This window comes from Streptomyces sp. Ru62 (assembly GCF_002920615.1).
In the GTDB taxonomy this organism is placed as follows: Bacteria; Actinomycetota; Actinomycetes; order Streptomycetales; family Streptomycetaceae; genus Streptomyces.
In genome coordinates this window covers 1-17832 of sequence record NZ_PQSU01000026.1, presented here as the reverse complement: position 1 = coordinate 17832, position 17832 = coordinate 1, and the positions used below count along the sequence as shown (strand labels likewise).

Here is a 17832-nt window from a genome sequence, read left to right as displayed (position 1 = left end):
GGCCGGTCAGCCCGCGGAGACCGGTACGTACGGCGCGAGGTCCGCCGCCAGCTCCTCGTGCACCCGGACCTTGAGCAGGGTGCCCTCCGCGGTGTGCTCCTCGGAGATCACCTCGCCCTCGGTGTGGGCGCGGGCGACCAGCTTGCCGTGGGTGTACGGCACGAGCGCCTCGATCTCGACCGAGGGGCGGGGCAGCTCGTTGTCGATCAGGCCGAGCAGTTCCTCGATGCCCTGGCCGGTGCGCGCCGATACGGCGATCGAGCGCTTCTCGACCCGCAGCAGCCGCTGGAGGACCAGCGGGTCGGCCGCGTCCGCCTTGTTGACCACGACGATCTCGGGCACGTCCGTGGCGCCGACGTCCCGGATCACCTCGCGTACGGCGGCGAGCTGCTCCTCCGGGTTCGGGTGCGAGCCGTCCACCACGTGCAGGATCAGGTCGGAGTCGCCGACCTCCTCCATGGTGGAGCGGAACGCCTCGACCAGGTGGTGCGGCAGATGCCGGACGAAGCCCACGGTGTCCGCCAGGGTGTAGAGCCGGCCGCTCGGGGTCTCGGCCCGGCGGACGGTCGGGTCCAGGGTCGCGAACAGCGCGTTCTCGACCAGGACGCCGGCACCCGTGAGGCGGTTGAGCAGGGAGGACTTGCCGGCGTTGGTGTAGCCCGCGATGGCGACGGACGGCACCTTGTTCCGCCTGCGCTCCTGGCGCTTGATCTCGCGGCCGGTCTTCATCTCCGCGATCTCCCGGCGCATCTTCGCCATCTTCTCGCGGATCCGGCGCCGGTCCGTCTCGATCTTGGTCTCACCGGGGCCACGCGTGGCGAGGCCGCCGCGACCGCCACCCATCTGCCGGGACAGCGACTGACCCCAGCCGCGCAGCCGCGGCAGCATGTACTGCATCTGCGCGAGTGCGACCTGCGCCTTGCCCTCGCGGGACTTGGCGTGCTGGGCGAAGATGTCCAGGATCAGGGCCGTACGGTCGATGACCTTGACCTTGACGACGTCCTCCAGCTGGATCAGCTGGCCGGGGCTCAGCTCACCGTCGCAGATGACGGTGTCCACGCCCGTTTCGATGACGATGTCGCGCAACTCGGCTGCCTTGCCGGAGCCGATGTAGGTGGCCGCGTCCGGCTTGTCACGGCGCTGGATCACGCCGTCGAGCACGAGCGCGCCCGCGGTCTCCGCGAGGGCGGCCAGCTCCGCGAGGGAGTTGTCGGCGTCCTGCGCCGTGCCGGTCGTCCACACGCCGACGAGCACGACCCGCTCCAGGCGGAGCTGGCGGTACTCGACCTCGGTGACGTCCTCCAGCTCGGTGGACAGGCCCACCACGCGGCGGAGGGCCGCGCGCTCGGAGCGGTCGAACTGGTCGCCGTCCCGATCGCCGTCGATCTCGTAGCTCCAGGCGACGTCCTCTTCCATCAGGGCATCGGCCCGAAGACCCTCGGGATAGGCGTGCGCGAGGCGCTTGGTGTCCTGGGAAGGGGAAGAAGAGGAGGTCATTGGATCCTTACGTCGGTGAGATACGTCGGTGGGAGTGCCGTCACGGCGTCGGCGTCACGGCCTCCGCACGGCGGGCGGTCGCCCGCACCGCTCGATGTGTCCAACGCACGAGTACCCCGGGAGATTCCCGTGTCCCGTGCGCGCCCACCCCTAGATGGTCGCACGGTACGGCACGTCTCGTCACGGGCTTATCGCCAGGCGTCACCGGGTCACCGCCGGGTGCGGGGCGGGGTGGGCTGGGCCGATGGCATCTGCTTCCAGTCCGGGTGGCCGGGCATCGGCGGGGTCTTCTCGCCGTACAGCCAGGCCTTGAAGAAGCCGCTCAGGTCGCGGCCGGCGATGGCCGAGGCCAGCTGGACGAAGTCGGCGGTGGTGGCGGTGGCGTCCTGGTGCTCCCGGACCCAGATCCGCTCCAGCCGCTCGAAGGCGGGCCGGCCGATCTCCTGCCGCAGGGCGTAGAGCGCGAGGGCGGCGCCGTCGTAGATGTTCGGCCGGAAGATGCTGATCTTCTGGCCCGGGACGGGCGGCTTGGGCCGGGCGGGCGGGCCGCCGGCCTGGCGCCAGCGGTCGGAGGCGCCGTAGGCGGCCTTCATCCGGTCCTCCATCGGCCGGTGCGCCGTCTCCTCGGCGTACAGCGCCTCGTACCAGGTGGCGTGGCCCTCATTCAGCCAGACGTCGGACCAGCTGCGGGGGGTGACGCTGTCCCCGAACCACTGGTGGGACAGCTCGTGCACCATGATCGACTCGACGTACCACTTCGGGTAGGCGGGCTCGGTGAACAGGCCCTTCTCGAAGAGCGAGAGGGTCTGCGTCTCCAGTTCGAAGCCCGTGGAGGCCTGGGCCATGAGCAGGCCGTAGGTCTCGAACGGGTACCGGCCGACCTTGCTCTCCATCCAGGCGATCTGGTCGGGCGTCTTCGCGAGCCACGGTTCGAGGGCCTTGCGGTCGCTCGCGGGCACGACGTCACGCACGGGCAGGCCGTGGGGGCCCTCGCGGTGCGGCACGGCCGAGCGGCCGATCGAGACCTGGGCGAGTTCGGTGGCCATGGGGTGCTGGGTGCGGTAGGTCCAGGTGGTGGTGGTGCCGACTCGGTCGGCGCCTGCGGGCAGGCCGTTGGCGACGGCGGTGTAGCCGTTCGGGGCGGTGATCCGGAAGGTGAACATCGCCTTGTCGGACGGGTGGTCGTTGCACGGGAAGACGAGGTGGGCGGCGTCGGCCTGGTTCGCCATGGCGAGGCCGTCGGAGGTGCGCACCCAGCCGCCCTGCTGGTCCTTGCCGTAGACGGGGTCACTGGTGTGGCGCACGGTGATCCGGGTCCAGCTGCCCTCGGCGAGGGGATGCTCCGGGGTGACGACCAGGTCGTCGCCGGCGCTGGTGAAGTCCGCGGGACGCCCGTCTACCTCGACCGACCGCACGGTGCCGTGCGCGAAGTCGAGGTTGAGACGCTCCAGGTCGTCGGTGGTCCAGGCGTCGATGGTGGTGACGGCCTGGAGCGGCTTGTCGTTGGTGCCGGGGTAGGTGAGGGACAGGTCGTACGAGGCCACGTCGTAACCCGGGTTGCCCAGGTGGGGGAAGAGCCGGTCGCCGACGCCGAGCGGTTCGGGCGGCGCCGCGGCGGCCAGCAGGCAGACGGAGACGGCGGAGGCGAGCAGGGCCGCCTTCCGGTGCCGGGAGACCTTGGGCGTGGTCCGGGGGACGGCGGTCCGGGGCCGGGAGCGGGGGGTGAGCAGCATGGACCACCGCTACCAGTGGTTGCCCGCTCCTCGGCGGCGACGCGCGACCGGCCCACCCGAACGGGTAGGCCGGACGCCGTCGTCAGGAGGCCAGTGGCCGACGTCGTCAGGACGCCCGTCGCCACCGTCGTCGGAGCTCCCGTGGACGTCGTCGTCAGGACGTCCTGGGCTGGTGCTGCGCCCTCTGCACGTCGTAGACCCCCGGTACGTCCCGCATGGCGCGCATCAGGGCCGGGAGATGGGCCGCGTCGGGCAACTGGAGGGTGTAGGTGTGCCGCACCCGCTGCTGGCTGGGCGGTTCGACGGTGGCGGAGACGATCTCGACGCCCTGCACGGCGATCGCCTCGGTGAGGTCGGCGAGGAGGTGGGGGCGGCCGAACGATTCAGCGACCAGGGTGACCCGGCACTCGGCGGTGTCCCCCCAGCGCACGCCGAGCTCCGCGCGCCCCCTGCTCTTCATGTGCGCCACCGCCGCGCACTCCGTGCGGTGCACGGTCACCACTCCCCCGCGCACCGCGAATCCGGTGATCTCGTCCGGTGGTACGGGCGTGCAGCACCCGGCGAGCCGTACGGCGGCACCGGGTCGGTCCACGAGGACGTCGGCGCGCCGGGAGCGGGGGGCGGGGGCACCGTCGGCGGGGCGCGCCGGCGCAGCCCCTGGAGCGCCTGGGAGCCGGGGGGCGGAGGCATCTGCGGGCCGGGGGCCGGACGGCCCGGCGGGGCGAGCCGCGGCGGAGCCCGCGGAACGGCCCGCGGAGGGGTCTGCGGGCCGGGCCGCGGAGGGGTCTGCCCAGCGGGCGGCGGCAGGGTCGGGGCGGTCGGTGGTGGCTGCGCGGCCGGCCGAAGGGGGCTGCCCCGCATGTGCCGATGCCGTGCCGGGCTCGGCGGTGGCCTCGGTGGGCCGGGCGGTGGCCCGGACGCCTTCGGCTCGGGTGTCGCCCGGCTCGGACGGATCGGTGCCGCCGGCGGGGTGGGTCGCCAGCCAGCGCTGGATGGCGATGCGGGCGGCCGGGGTGTGCGCGTGCTCCAGCCATTCGCGGGAGGGTTCGGAGGCCGGGTCCTGCCCCATCAGGAGCTGGACCGTGTCGCCGTCGCGCAGGACCGTGCTGAGGGTCGCCAGCCGGCCGTTGACGCGGGCGCCGATGCAGGCGTGCGCGTCCTCGCCGTACTGCGCGTAGGCGGCGTCCACGCAGGTGGCGCCCTCGGGCAGGCCGAGCGCGCCCCCGTCGGGGCGGAAGACGGTGATCTCCCGGTCCTGGGCGAGGTCCTCACGCAGGGTGGACCAGAAGGTGTCGGGGTCGGGGGCGGCCTGCTGCCAGTCAAGGAGGCGGGAGAGCCAGCCGGGGCGGGTGGGATCGACTCGCTCACCGTCGGCCGAGGCACCGGAGGACGGCGGGTTGGCCGTGGCGGTGTCGGACGCGGGGGTGTCGGCGGCGGGTGCGTACGGGTTGCCGAGGGCCACGACACCGGCCTCCGCCACCTTGTGCATCTGGTGGGTGCGGATGAGGACTTCGACCACCTGGCCGTCGGGGCGGGCGACGGCGGTGTGCAGGGACTGGTAGAGGTTGAACTTCGGTACGGCGATGAAGTCCTTGAACTCCGACACCACCGGCGTCATGCACGTGTGCAGTTCGCCGAGGACGCCGTAACAGTCCGCGTCCTCGTTCACCAGCACCAGCAGGCGTCCGAAGTCGGTGCCGCGCAGCTGTCCGCGTTTGCGGGCCACTCGGTGGACGGAGACGAAGTGCCGGGGGCGGATGAGGACTTCGGCCGGGATGCCGGACTCGCGCAGCACCCCGCGCACCTCGTCGGCGACCTCGGCGAGGGGGTCGCCGGGGCGGGCGGCGTTCTCCGCGATGAGTTCCCTGGTGTGCTCGTACTCCTCGGGGTGGAGGATGGCGAAGACCAGGTCCTCCAGCTCGGTCTTCAGGGCCTGCACGCCGAGGCGTTCGGCGAGCGGGATGAGGACGTCACGGGTGACCTTGGCGATCCGCTCCTGTTTCTCGGGGCGCATCACGCCGAGGGTGCGCATGTTGTGCAGGCGGTCGGCGAGTTTGATCGACATCACGCGCACGTCGTTGCCGGTGGCGACGAGCATCTTGCGGAAGGTCTCCGGCTCGGCGGCGGCTCCGTAGTCGACCTTCTCCAGTTTCGTGACGCCGTCGACCAGATAACGAACCTCCTCCCCGAACTGTTCCCGCACCTGATCCAGGGTCACCTCGGTGTCCTCGACGGTGTCGTGCAGCAGAGACGCCGTCAACGTCGTGGTCTCGGCGCCGAGTTCGGCGAGGATCAGGGTCACGGCGAGCGGGTGTGTGATGTACGGCTCGCCGCTCTTGCGCATCTGGCCGCGGTGCGAGGACTCCGCCAGGACGTAGGCGCGGCGCAGGGGTTCGAGGTCGGCGTCGGGATGGTGGGCGCGGTGCGCCTCCACGACATGGCTGATGGCGTCGGGCAGTTTGCCGCGGACCGCGGGGCCGAGCAGCGCGGCCCGGCCCAGTCGGCGCAGGTCGATCCGGGGCCGGGACTTTCTGCGCGCCGCCGCGGGCGCCACGGACGCTGTGAGCGCTTGTGGCGCTGTGGGCGCTACCGGGCCAGCGGTCGCAGGATTCGTGGCCTCCGCACTCATGGGCACCTCCGGCTCGTGGACCGGCGGACGGGGCCCCAGGGCGTACGCGGCTCAGGGATGGCGACGTTCCCCCGTCCGTGCCGGTGCTTGATGCTACCGAGCCCACCACGTGCGACAGACCGCCTCTCGCCGAGCGTGAAACGGATCACCCATTCGAGCGACGGAATCGAGGTTTAGGGCCGCGGGTCAGCCGAACGCGTGAGCCAGCCACTCGGCGTCGATCTCGCCCTCGGCGACGATCACGGCGGGGCCGGTCATCTCGATCTCGCCGTCAGGTCGCTCGGTGATGACGAGGCGCCCCCCGGGCACGTCGACGGTGTACGTCGCCGGGGTGCCGGTGACGGCCGGGTCGGTGCCGTCCCGCCGGGCGGTGGCCACGGCGACGGCGCACGCGCCGGTGCCGCACGAACGGGTCTCGCCGGAGCCGCGCTCGTGCACGCGCATGGCGACGTGGCGGGGGCCGCGGTCGGCCACGAACTCGACGTTCACACCGTCCGGGTAGGCGGCCGCCGGGCTGACCGGCGGCGCGGTGTACAGGTCGCCGGCGTGCGCCAGGTCGGCCACGAAGGCCACCGCGTGCGGGTTGCCCATGTTCACGTTGCGCGCGGGCCAGCTCCGCTCACCGACGGTGACCGTGACGTCTCCCTCGGGGAGGCGGGCGCGGCCCATACCGACGGTGATGTCGCCGTCCTTCGCGATGTGGACGGTCTTCACGCCCGCGCGCGTGGCGATCGTGAGGTCGCCTTCGGCCACATGGCCGGCGTGCTGGAGGTAGCGCGCGAACACACGGACGCCGTTGCCGCACATCTCGGCGACCGAGCCGTCGCCATTGCGGTAGTCCATGAACCACTCGGCCTCGGCGGCCATCCCCCGGGCCTCCGGGTGGGCCGCGGACCGTACGACGTGCAGCACACCGTCGCCTCCGATGCCCGCCCGGCGGTCGCACAGGGCGGCGACGGCGGCCGGGGACAGGTCGAGGGCGTTCTCGGGGTCCGGGACGATCACGAAGTCGTTCTCGGTGCCGTGCCCCTTGAGGAAGGCGATCCGTGTGCTCATTCCTCGATCGTACGGGGTGGGTACGACAGTGCCCGTTCCGGCGGGTCTAGCGCAGGCGGGCGACGCGCCACACCGCGAGCACGACGACCACGACCACCAGGAGCACGTACCCGAGCACCACCCGCCAGTCGGGGCGGCGGCCGGAGCCGCGCGGGGGGAGGCCGGGCCAGGTGTAGCCCACCCGGCGGGCGGCCATCATGCCCCAGCCCGCCGCGCAGGAGCAGATCAGCAGGCCGAGCATGGCGATGACCGCGCCGCTGTCGCCGAAGTCGAAGGCGAGCGGGAAGGCGAACATCAGGGAGCCGACGGCGGCCAGGCCCACGATGGGGGCGAGCTGCCAGATACGGAGCCGGCGCTGCGGGCGCAGCTCGACCTCGACCTCCGGCCCGCTCGGGTACATCTCCTCGGGCGCCGGTCCGTCGGCGGTCACACCGCCCACGGCGTCGTCGGGACCGTCGTCGGCCAGGGGGTCGTCGGCGAGGCTGTCACCGGAGAGGCCGGGCTCGGACAGACGGTCGTCGGAGTGGCTGTTTCCGGTCGAGGGGTCGTCGGTGCGGCGGCCCCCCGGGAAGGCGTCGTCGGACAGACCGGTCTCCGTGAGGCCGCCCTCGCACAGGCCGTCGTCGGGGACGGGCGCGTCGAGCAGGGCGTTGTCGCGCGGACGACTGTCGGCGCGTCCGTTCACCCGTGGAAGGTCCCCGCCGGGGCGCGGGCCGTCCCGGCCCGGATCGTCACCCTCTGTGGTGACGTGCTCGGCACTTCGTGCGGTGTCGCGAGGGCCGGCCTCCATCGCCACGCGCCCTCCCAACTAGGCTCCACTTGGTCGATCGAAGCTCGATGATGGCACGGCGCCCAAGGCCGCGATGACCGGCGGCGCATCCCGATGCCATGACGTGATCAGGCTGTAACCGGTCGTTCGACCAACGTCAGGGCCTGCTGCGGAAGTTCCCGGCGATCCACCGCGGCCCCACTCAACCAGTGCACCCGGGGATCGCGCCTGAACCATGAATCCTGGCGGCGCGCGAAGCGCTTGGTGGCACGGACGGTCTCGGCCCGCGCTTCCGCTTCGGTGCACTCCCCGGCGAGTGCTGCCAGCACCTGCTGGTAGCCGAGCGCGCGCGACGCCGTGCGCCCCTCGCGCAGGCCTTGCGCCTCCAGTGCGCGCACCTCCTCCACGAGGCCCGCCTCCCACATCCGGTCGACGCGCCGCGCGATGCGGTCGTCCAGTTCCGGACGAGCCACGTCGACACCGATCTGGACGGTGTCGTAGACGGAGTCATGACCGGGCAGGTTGGCCGTGAAGGGCTGGCCGGTGATCTCGATCACTTCCAGGGCGCGGACGATACGGCGGCCGTTGCTCGGCAGGATCGCGCGGGCGGCCTCGGGGTCGGCGGCGGCCAGCCGGGCGTGGAGCGCGCCCGAGCCGCGCAGCGCCAGCTCCTCCTCCAGGCGGGCCCGGACCTCCGGGTCGGTGCCGGGGAACTCCAGATTGTCGACGGCGCCACGGACGTACAGACCGGAGCCGCCGACCAGGATGGGCCAGCGGCCCTCGGCGAGCAGGGCGTCGATCCGCGCGCGGGCCAGCTTCTGGTACTCGGCGACCGACGCGGTGACCGTCACGTCCCAGATGTCCAGCAGGTGGTGCGGGACGCCGCCGCGCTCCTCGGGCGTCAGCTTGGCGGTACCGATGTCCATCCCTCGGTACAGCTGCATGGAGTCGGCGTTGACGATCTCGCCGCCGAGCTGCTGGGCCAGGAAGACGCCGAGATCGGACTTTCCGGCCGCGGTGGGTCCGACGACGGCGATGACGCGGGGGCGGGGGGTGCACTGCTCACCGCACCAGTCTCGCAAACCTCCCGGCGAGGTCTCGAACGAGTTACGTGACGGTGTACGTCCCGGGTCGTTGCCCGTGCGAGGTGCTGCCCGCCGGGCTGCCGGGGGCGGTGACCCGAGCGGCGCAACCTTACGCACCGGGTGACGCGGGAATTCGCCCGCACGAGTACCGTATGGAGTGGATATGGGCGTGTTTGCACGGCTTCTCGGCCGATCGAAGGCGACTGCGGAGGCGTCGGCCACGGCTGTGGACGCCGGCGCGGAACCGGAGGAGACCGAGGCGGAGCAGGCGGAGTCGGCGGAGGCGAGGGGAACCGGTCCGGCGGAGGCGAAGGATGCGTCCGGTGACGGGCACGAGGACGGGGCCGTGCGCTCGGACTCCGGTACGGACGACGCGTCCGAGGGGGCCGGGATCCCCCGGCAGCAGTCCGCGGGCGAGGCCGTCGACAGCGAGGCCGGCGAGGGCGCCGGCAGATAACTGTCCCGCGAGGGAAGGTGGACCATGGGTCTGATGGACAACATGAAGGCCAAGCTGGGCCCGGCCAAGGACAAGGTGTCGGACCTCGCGCGGCAGCACGGGGACAAGGTCCAGCACGGGATCGACAAGGCCGCGAAGGCCGTCGACGAGCGGACCAAGGGCAAGTACAGCGACAAGATCCAGGCGGGCACGGGCAAGGCCAAGGAGGCCATGGACCGCCTCGCGCACAAGGGCGGTCCCGAGGCGGCGCCTCACGACCCGATGACCCCGACCCGTCCGACCCACCCGGAGGGTCCGCCACCGGCTTCGTGAGGGCCGACGGTCGTTCCTGGTGACCACGTCGCCCGGGGCGTCCCGTGATCCGCGGGGCGCCCCGGGCGACGTGCGCTGTCCGCCGAGAGCCGGGGTTCCTCCGTGCGCCCCCGCGCCTGCGTCGTGGCTCAGCTTGCGCGGGAGCGGGAGCGTACGTCAGCACGTGCGGTGAGGGCGCGATGCGTCAGCGCGAGGGCAGGGCCGGACGGCAACGCGCGGGCGCAGGTCTCCACGTCAGCACACGCGGGTGCCGGGCCGGACGGCAACGCGCGGGGGCAGCGCCCTACGTCAGCACACCGCGCGAGCAGGGCCGTACATCCGCACGCCGGAAGCAGCGCCGTAATACCCGCGGCACCGGAAACGTCGGCGCATTCGCGCCCGCACGCGCGCGTGCGGCAGTCGTACGGCCGCCGGCCCCTCGAAGCCCGGGCTCAGGACCAGGTCGCGACCATGTACCCCACGCCGTACGGCGCGTCCTCGTACAGCAGTGCCCCGCCGAGGTTCGCGTTCTCGGCCGCGCCGGCCAGGATCTGCCAGGGCGCGCGGCCCGCGGCCTTCAGTTCGCGGGCCAGGGACGGGTCCAGTGCCCGCAGCGCGGCCAGGTCCGCCGCGCCGAGTGCCCGGGCGGCCTCCGCGTCAAAGGGTGCCGCCCGCTCGTCCAGGTAGCCCGGCGCCTTGACCGTGCGGCACGCGCTGCCGTCCCCCATCACCAGCAGGGCCACCCGCCCGGCCCGGCCGGCCAGCTCCCGTCCGGTCTCGGCGCACCGCTCCGGCTCCAGCGTGTCCGCTGCTCCCAGTCCCTCGATCGGGGCATCGGACCAGCCGGTCCGCTCCAGCAGCCAGGCGCCGACGGCCAGGGAGGTCGGCAGCAGGCGCTCCGGGGTTGGGTGAGCGGCGGGCCCCAGGCGTACGTCCAGGTCGACCCCGAATCCGCGGAAGCTGCCCGGAGTGCCCTGGGGGAACGGGCCGTGCCCGCCCTCCTCGGCGGTGCCGACGACCACCAGCAGGTCGGGGCGGGCGGCGGCGAGCACGCCGAGCGCGTCCGTACAGGCAGCGCGGGCGGCGTCCAGTTCTGGCGCGGCGCCCGCGGCGACCTCGGGCACGAGCAGTGGTGGGCAGGGGCAGACAGCGGCGGCGACAAGCATGATCGGCAGCGTAACCCCGTGCACGGGGCGCGTGTCACTCCTCGACCAGCACGTCCGTCAGGCGGTCACCGCCAGCCGAGCACCACGAGCCTGCCGTCGTTGATCAGGTGCTCGATGGGGAGATGGCGGGAGAACGCGAATCTGCCGGGCCCTCTCGCCGCCACCGACGGGGCGGGAGAGCTTGTGCCGGGGGTCGGTCACCCGGGTGGCCGGTCGGTCCGCGCTCCAGCACGTCCCGCCGGTCGGCGGGCAGACCGTCACGCACACGGGCGGCCCGCTCGATGAGCTCGACGCCGGACCGCACCGCGTCAGACCCCCCGCCGCCCCGCGGTGCGCCGGACCACGCCGCTCGATGAGCTCAACGCCGGACCGCACCGCGTCAGACTCCCCGCCGCCGCGCGGTGCCCCCGGACCCCGCCGCCCCGCGGTGCGCCCAGACCTCAGTCGCAGCCGCAGGCGCTCCCCGTGGTCGCCGGCAGCGGCGCCGGGACGCCGATCTTCGGCAGGCCGAGCATGACACCCGCGGGCTTGGCGGCCGCGGCGGCGGTGCGCTTCTCCCAGGCGTCCCCCGCGCGCGTGCGGCGGACGCCGAGGACGGGGCCCTCCGCGAGGAGGTGGTGCGGGGCGGCGTACGTGACCTCGACGGTGACGACGTCGCCGGGGCGCACCTCCTGGTCCGGCTTGGTGAAGTGGACCAGGCGGTTGTCGGGGGCGCGTCCGGAGAGACGGTGGGTGGCGCCGTCCTTGCGGCCCTCGCCCTCCGCGACCATCAGCTCCAGCGTGCGGCCGACCTGCTTCTTGTTCTCCTCCCAGGAGATCTCCTCCTGGAGGGCGACCAGCCGCTCGTAGCGCTCCTGGACGACCTCCTTCGGAATCTGGTTCTCCATGGTCGCGGCGGGGGTGCCGGGACGCTTGGAGTACTGGAAGGTGAAGGCCTGCGCGAAGCGGGCCTCGCGGACGACGTGCAGCGTCTGCTCGAAGTCCTCCTCGGTCTCGCCGGGGAAGCCCACGATGATGTCGGTGGTGATCGCGGCGTGCGGGATGGCCGCCCGCACCTTCTCGATGATCCCCAGGTACCGGTCCTGGCGGTACGAGCGGCGCATCGCCTTCAGGACCGTGTCCGAGCCGGACTGGAGCGGCATGTGCAGCTGCGGCATCACGTTCGGCGTCTCGGCCATGGCGGCGATGACGTCGTCGGTGAAGTCGCGCGGGTGCGGGGAGGTGAAGCGGACCCGCTCCAGGCCCTCGATGGTCCCGCAGGCACGCAGCAGCTTGCTGAAGGCCTCGCGGTCGCCGATGTCGGAGCCGTAGGCGTTGACGTTCTGGCCGAGCAGGGTGATCTCGGAGACACCCTCGCCGACCAGGGCCTCGATCTCCGCGAGGATGTCGCCGGGGCGGCGGTCCTTCTCCTTGCCGCGCAGGGCCGGGACGATGCAGAAGGTGCACGTGTTGTTGCAGCCGACGGAGATCGACACCCAGGCCGCGTAGGCGCTCTCGCGGCGGGTCGGCAGCGTGGAGGGGAAGGCCTCCAGGGACTCGGCGATCTCCACCTGCGCCTCCTCCTGGACGCGGGCGCGCTCCAGCAGGACGGGCAGCTTGCCGATGTTGTGCGTGCCGAAGACGACGTCCACCCAGGGCGCCTTCTTCACGATGGTGTCCCGGTCCTTCTGCGCGAGGCAGCCGCCGACCGCGATCTGCATGCCGGGGCGCGAGGCCTTCTTCGGCGCGAGCCGGCCGAGGTTGCCGTAGAGCCGGTTGTCGGCGTTCTCGCGGACCGCGCAGGTGTTGAAGACGACGACGTCGGCGTCGCCGTCCGAGCCCTCGGGGGCCCGCACGTACCCGGCCTCTTCGAGCAGCCCGGCCAATCGCTCGGAATCGTGGACGTTCATCTGGCACCCGTAGGTGCGGATTTCGTAACTCTTGGATCCTTGAACGTCCACTGCCGGGCTCCGGTCGCTGCTGCTGGTCATGCGTCAAGGGTAGGCGGTCCCGAGGGGGGCGATCGCTGCCCTGCCGGCCGGTGGCCTCAGGCCCGGCCCCCTGGGCATTCCGGCGGGCCGGCCGCGACGAGTCCCCGCACGGTCTCGGCGAACCCCCGGACGAGATCGGTCTCCGTGCCCCGCACCCAGGCCATCGCTACCCGCATGGGCTCGGCACCCAGCAGCGGGACCCAGACGAGGTCGGGCCGGGCGTAGTACCGGGCCATGCCGGCCGGGGCGAAGCAGATGGCCTCCCCGGACGCCACCTGCTCCAGCATTTCCTCGACGTTGTCGTTGGTCGGTCCCCAGCGCGGTGCCGAGCCGTCGGGCCGCGGGTTCACCGCCCACCAGTCCACCCAGGGGCGCGGTGCCCGCTCCGTCCAGGTGAGGGGTTCGTCCTCCACGTCGGTGAGGGTCACCGCGTCGCGTGCGGCCAGCCGGTGTCCCCGGGGGAGGCCGACGACCCTGGGCTCGGAGTGGATCACCTCGCTGTGCAGGTCGGTGAGGTCGGCCGGCAGCCACACGAAGGCGACGTCCACCCGGCCGTCACGCAGTGCCGCCACCTCCTCGCCCCAGTCGAAGCGTTTCGGTTCGACCCGGACGCCGGGCCGGCGGCGCGCGAACTCGCCGCGGGCGCGGGTGGTGAGCTCACCGGCACCGCTGGCCTCGAACCCCACGCGCAGCACCTGGGTGCCCGACTCCCGGTGGCGCTCCGCGAGCACCCGGATGCGGTCGGCCTGGCGCAGCGTACGGCGGGCCTCCGCCACGATGTCCCGCCCGGCCGCGGTGGCCGTCACCCCGCCGGCGTGCCGGTCGAAGAGGCGTACGCCGAGCTCGGACTCCAAGGATTTGAGGGCGTACGAGAGGGAGGGCTGGGTCACGTACAGCGATTCGGCCGCCCGCCTCAGGTTCCCCTCCTCCGCGATGGCCACGAGATAGCGCAGCTGGCGTAGGTCCACCCTGGGATCATAAAGCGTCTCTATCGGGCGAGTGATCTTATGTCTTGGACGGGGCGCCCCGGTGTCTGACACAACTGGGAGCTGTAGACACCGACTTGGAGGACGCAGTGACCACGACCGACACCCCTTCGCCCACCCGCAGCGCCGAGGGCCGCGTATGGCTGATCACCGGTGCGTCGTCCGGCTTCGGGCAGGCCATCGCGAAGGCGGCGCTGGCCGCGGGGGACACCGTCATCGCCGCCGCACGCCGCACGGAGACGCTCGACGACCTGATCGCCGCCCACCCGGACCGCGCGGTCGCGGTGCGGCTGGACGTCACCGACCACACCCGTGTCGCAGAAGTCGTCGCCGAGGCCGTCCTCTGGTACGGCCGGATCGATGTCCTCGTCAACAACGCGGGCCGCGGTCAGGTGGGCGCGGTCGAGGAGACCACCGACCGCGAGCTGCGGGACCTGATGGACGTCCACTTCTTCGGGCCCGCCGCGCTGGTCCGTGCCGTGCTGCCGCACATGCGGAGGCAGAGGTCGGGCGCCATCGTGCAGATGAGCAGCTTCGGCGGGCAGCTGTCCGTCGCGGGATTCGGCGCGTACTCGGCGACCAAGTGCGCCCTGGAGGGGCTGTCCGAAGCGCTCGCCCAGGAAGTGGCCCCGCTGGGCATCAAGGTGCTGATAGTCGAGCCCGGGGCCTTCCGCACCAGCTTCTTCGGCGCCGCCATGAACGAGTCGGTGGCCCTGCCCGCGTACGAGGCGACCGTCGGTCCCACCCGCGCCGGCATCGAGGGCGGGCACGGCAAGCAGCCCGGCGACCCCGCCAAGGCCGCCGCGGCCATCCTCGGCGCCCTCGACAGCGACAGGACGCCGCTGCGCCTGCCGCTGGGCAATGATTCCGTGGACGCGCTCAAGAGCCACCTCGACGACGTCCGTGAGGAGCTGCTCGCCTGGGAGCCGGTCAGCCGCGACGTCGACTTCGACGCCTGACCCGGCCCGGCCCGGCCGGCGCTGGCGGCCCCCGACTGCGCCGTGGACGGACCGGGCGCAGCAGAAAGTTTTCGCCAAAGGGCGACCGAAAGACCCGGCAGGCGTGTGCAAGAGGGCGCGCGACCTGATTAGGTGTGACCCACAGCTCGTCCGCTGGTGACGGGAAGTGCTTTCTCGCCCGAACGGGGTGACACGGCAGGTGAGGAGAACGGGCGAGTACACCGCACTACGGCGCCGATGCACCGCGATCCTGCGCGATCTCGGGGTGCCCCGGTCGCTGTCCCTGGACGCGGTGCGGGAGCGGGTGGAAGAACTCAGAGGCCGTCCGCTCGTGCTGAGGGAGCTGCCCGAGGAGGCGGCGGCCACCGGAGCCTGCGGCCTGTGGCTGGCCACCGAAAAGGCCGACTACGTCTTCTACGAGGCCCGGACCGCCCCCCTGCACCGGGAGCACATCATCCTCCACGAGATCGGCCACGTGCTGTGCGACCACCACCGGAGCCTCACGGACGACGGCGAGCGGCCGGCCGGTGACCTCCTGGTCGGCCTCCAGCCCCATCTCGTCACACGGCTGAGGGCCAGGACCAGCTACACGAACACCGAGGAGCAGGAAGCCGAGATGATCGCCACCCTGATCCAGAGCGCCGGGACCGCCGGCCGGGTGGCCGGACCCGTGGGACGGCTCGGCGCGTTCCTCGGGGTGACGGCCGGCCCCGGTGAATGAGCTGGCGGCCCGGGTCGGACTCGCCGGCGTCGTCGCCCTGTGGTCCGCCCTCGTCTGGCGGGCCCGGCCGGCACTGCGCCACTCCCAGCAGCGGGGGCTCTGGCTCACCGTGCTGGCGGCGACCGTCGCGATCACCCTCTTCCAGCCCGGGATCGTCGGCCCGCTCACGTCGGCCGGCCTCGATGTCCACACGGTGTCCCTGGCCCGCAATCTGATCGGCGTGCTCAGCGCGGGGCTGGTCCTGCTCTTCGTGGTCGACTCCAGCGGTCCGCCGCGGCTGCGCCGCTGCGCGGCGGTGGGGATGACGGCGGCCCTCGTCTCGCTGCTCGTCCTGGATCTGCTGCACGTCGGCACGGGAACGGCGTCCGCCCAGGGGCCCGCGTCCGCCGCGTCCGCCTACTGGCTGATCCTCATCGCCGCCCATCTCGCCGGTGACGCCGCCGCCGTCGTGGTCTGCTGGCGGTACAGCCTGCGGACGACCGAGCGCGATCTCGTCTGGTCGCTGCGCCTGTTCGCGGCGGGCAGCGTGCTCGCCCTCGCCTTCTGGTCCGGCTACCTCTGGCACCTCTACGACCGTGTCCCGCACCTGCTGCCCTGGCTGACGGTGATCATGAGTCTGCACGGCTTCCTGCGGGCGGCGTCCCTGCTGGTCCCCAGCGCGAGCGCCCTCGTACGGTCGGCCGGCGCGCTGCGGACGGTCTGGCGGCTGTGGCCGCTGTGGCGCGACCTGGTGACGGCGGTGCCCCATGTGGCCCTCGCCGGGCCCCGGCGGTCCCGGCTCCAGGAGGTGCTGCGGCCGCGCCTTCCGCCGGCCTTGCAGGCGCACCGGCAGACCATCGAGACGTACGACGCCCTCCTGACCCTCCAGCAGTACGTGCGGCCGGACGCCTACGAGAGCGCGTACCGGTACGCCAGACGGGCGGGGGTACGTGACGACCGTCTGGTGTCCGCCGCGCTCGCCGGTGCCGTGGACCAGGCCCGGCGTGCCGTCCTCGCCGGCGTGCCACCGGCCGACCCGCACCCGCTGCCCGGGGTGACGCACGGCAGTCCCGAGACACTGCTCGGCATCGCCCGGATGTGGCCCGCCATGACCGACGCGCTCCCCTGCCCCGACCGGACCTCACCGACCCAGCGACGCTGAAGTCTGGCCAGCCCCTGAAGTCTGGCCGGTCGCCGAGCCGGGACGGTCGCCGAAGGCAGGACTGTCACCGAAGGCAGGACGGTCACCGAAGGCAGGACGGTCACCGAAGCCGGGACGGTCGTGCGGAGCCGGGACGGTCGTGCGGAGGCCTGGCCGAGTAGAGGCGTCAGCCGCGCTGAAGACCGGCCCAGCAGCACCGAACCCTCGTAAGCCGCGCTGAACCGGCCGTTCCGGAGCCTGGTCAGCCGGAAGCGGCGGAGCCGTTCTCGTCGGTGCGGGGCGTGATCCGGTAGTCGAACGCGAGTGTTCCCGGGTCGAGGGCCGTCGCGCCGCCGTCCACGGTGAGCACCGCGCCGTTGACGTACGACGCCGCCGGGGACAGCAGCCAGCCGATCGCCTCCGCGACCTCGCGCGGCTCACCCGGGCGCCCCTGCGGCAGCAGCCTGGTGGCCTCCGCGTAGGCCGCTTCCACCCCGCCGCCCGGCAGTTCCGCCTCCGCGGCGAAGCGTGCCATGCGCCGGTCGGCCATCTCGGTGCGCACCCAGCCGGGGCACACGACGTTGGCCCGCACCCCCTGACGCCCGTAGTCGACGGCGACGGACCGGCACAGCTGGAGCAGGGCGGCCTTGGAGGTGGCGTACGGCGCGTTGCTCGTGCCGTTGCGCAGCGCGGACACCGAAGCCACGGCGACCACCGCTCCCCGGGACTCCAGCAGGTGCGGGATCGCGGCGCGCAGCAGGAGGAGCGGACCGGTCACGTTGGTGCGCATCACCTCGTCCCAGTCCCGCAGCGACATGTCGCCCACGGCTCCCCCGCGCCCGATGCCCGCGTTCAGCACCAGCCCGTCGAGCCGTCCGTAGGCGCCCAGGGCCGCCTGGACCAGTCCCTGGGCCGCGTCGGGGTCCCCGACGTCGGACGGATGCGCCAGCGCCCCCGTCTCCCGCGCGAGGCGCTCCAGGGGTTCGGCCCGGCGGCCGGAGACGACCACCTGGTGACCCGTCTCGGCCAGCAGCCGGGCCGTGGCCTGGCCGATGCCCGAGCCCGCGCCGGTCACGACGACAACGCGCTTGTCCTCCATTGCAGTTCAGGCCCCTTCACCGAGATCGCCGAGCATGACCGAGATCGTCAAGCGCGACCGAGCTTAGGACCCATCGCTGCGACGGTGACGACTTCCGGCCAGCGTCCGCGCCGCCGGACGCCACGACAACTCCCTTCCCTCACTTCTTACTTCATATCTTGACGGAAGTGGTCTGGACCTCTAGTTTCGCCGGGCGACCACCCCACCCCACGAAAGGGCGCCCCCACCATGCCCAGAGCCAGGTCCATCCCCGCGTCCGCGTCCGCCGCGCTGGCGGTCACCGCGCTCACCCTG

General features: G+C 72.8%; 15 protein-coding genes. 5 read left to right on the top strand and 10 right to left on the bottom strand.

The window, feature by feature from the left end; translation table 11 throughout:
* Positions 1 to 6: 6 nt before the first annotated feature.
* The 6 genes from hflX to miaA all read right to left on the bottom strand — a co-directional run bounded on the left by hflX (position 7) and on the right by miaA (position 8766).
* Positions 7 to 1497 (bottom strand): GTPase HflX, encoded by a 1491-nt coding sequence (gene hflX, locus C3492_RS30740; RefSeq protein ID WP_103815913.1) that lies wholly within the window; start codon positions 1495 to 1497, stop codon positions 7 to 9.
* Between the two features lie 209 nt (positions 1498 to 1706).
* Positions 1707 to 3230 (bottom strand): M1 family metallopeptidase, encoded by a 1524-nt coding sequence (locus C3492_RS30735; protein ID WP_103815912.1) that lies wholly within the window; start codon positions 3228 to 3230, stop codon positions 1707 to 1709.
* Positions 3231 to 3384: 154 nt separating this feature from the next.
* Positions 3385 to 5859: a bifunctional (p)ppGpp synthetase/guanosine-3',5'-bis(diphosphate) 3'-pyrophosphohydrolase gene (locus C3492_RS30730; RefSeq protein ID WP_103815911.1), complete on the bottom strand. Its 2475-nt coding sequence runs from the start codon at positions 5857 to 5859 to the stop codon at positions 3385 to 3387.
* A 186-nt stretch (positions 5860 to 6045) separates the two neighbouring features.
* Complete coding sequence (dapF, locus tag C3492_RS30725) at positions 6046 to 6915, bottom strand: diaminopimelate epimerase (protein ID WP_103815910.1); 870 nt, start codon at positions 6913 to 6915, stop codon at positions 6046 to 6048.
* Between the two features lie 46 nt (positions 6916 to 6961).
* A complete protein-coding gene (locus C3492_RS30720; protein ID WP_258056004.1) occupies positions 6962 to 7426 on the bottom strand; it encodes a hypothetical protein in 465 nt (154 codons plus the stop codon).
* Positions 7427 to 7812: 386 nt separating this feature from the next.
* Entirely contained in the window at positions 7813 to 8766 is a 954-nt protein-coding gene (gene miaA, locus C3492_RS30715; protein WP_103815909.1) for a tRNA (adenosine(37)-N6)-dimethylallyltransferase MiaA, read from the bottom strand.
* Positions 8767 to 8938: 172 nt separating this feature from the next.
* Here miaA and C3492_RS30710 point away from each other — a divergent pair, with 172 nt between their 5' ends.
* Positions 8939 to 9226 carry a hypothetical protein gene (locus tag C3492_RS30710; protein ID WP_374938397.1) on the top strand — a complete coding sequence of 96 codons (288 nt, stop codon included), beginning with the start codon at positions 8939 to 8941 and terminating at the stop codon, positions 9224 to 9226.
* 24 nt (positions 9227 to 9250) lie between these two features.
* Complete coding sequence (locus C3492_RS30705) at positions 9251 to 9538, top strand: antitoxin (protein ID WP_103815908.1); 288 nt, start codon at positions 9251 to 9253, stop codon at positions 9536 to 9538.
* A 431-nt stretch (positions 9539 to 9969) separates the two neighbouring features.
* Here the strand turns inward: C3492_RS30705 and C3492_RS30700 are convergent, their stop codons facing one another.
* From C3492_RS30700 to C3492_RS30690, 3 genes are all read right to left on the bottom strand, one after another.
* Complete coding sequence (locus C3492_RS30700; protein WP_181140642.1) at positions 9970 to 10683, bottom strand: class III extradiol dioxygenase subunit B-like domain-containing protein; 714 nt, start codon at positions 10681 to 10683, stop codon at positions 9970 to 9972.
* A gap of 440 nt (positions 10684 to 11123) precedes the next feature.
* On the bottom strand, positions 11124 to 12653 hold the full coding sequence (gene miaB, locus C3492_RS30695; protein ID WP_103815907.1) for a tRNA (N6-isopentenyl adenosine(37)-C2)-methylthiotransferase MiaB: 1530 nt from the start codon (positions 12651 to 12653) through the stop codon (positions 11124 to 11126).
* 56 nt (positions 12654 to 12709) lie between these two features.
* Positions 12710 to 13621: a LysR family transcriptional regulator gene (locus tag C3492_RS30690; protein ID WP_103815906.1), complete on the bottom strand. Its 912-nt coding sequence runs from the start codon at positions 13619 to 13621 to the stop codon at positions 12710 to 12712.
* 107 nt (positions 13622 to 13728) lie between these two features.
* Here C3492_RS30690 and C3492_RS30685 point away from each other — a divergent pair, with 107 nt between their 5' ends.
* From C3492_RS30685 to C3492_RS30675, 3 genes are all read left to right on the top strand, one after another.
* Complete coding sequence (locus tag C3492_RS30685) at positions 13729 to 14598, top strand: oxidoreductase (protein WP_103815905.1); 870 nt, start codon at positions 13729 to 13731, stop codon at positions 14596 to 14598.
* Positions 14599 to 14797: 199 nt separating this feature from the next.
* The gene (locus C3492_RS30680; protein ID WP_103816000.1) at positions 14798 to 15319 is read left to right on the top strand and encodes a regulator component; all 522 of its coding nucleotides are present in this window, start codon (positions 14798 to 14800) and stop codon (positions 15317 to 15319) included.
* Positions 15312 to 16460 (top strand): MAB_1171c family putative transporter, encoded by a 1149-nt coding sequence (locus tag C3492_RS30675; RefSeq protein WP_103815904.1) that lies wholly within the window; start codon positions 15312 to 15314, stop codon positions 16458 to 16460. The genes C3492_RS30680 and C3492_RS30675 overlap by 8 nt, the downstream gene beginning before the upstream one ends.
* Before the next feature lie 241 nt (positions 16461 to 16701).
* Here the strand turns inward: C3492_RS30675 and C3492_RS30670 are convergent, their stop codons facing one another.
* The gene (locus tag C3492_RS30670) at positions 16702 to 17538 is read right to left on the bottom strand and encodes an SDR family NAD(P)-dependent oxidoreductase (protein ID WP_103815903.1); all 837 of its coding nucleotides are present in this window, start codon (positions 17536 to 17538) and stop codon (positions 16702 to 16704) included.
* Between the last annotated feature and the right edge of the window lie 294 nt (positions 17539 to 17832).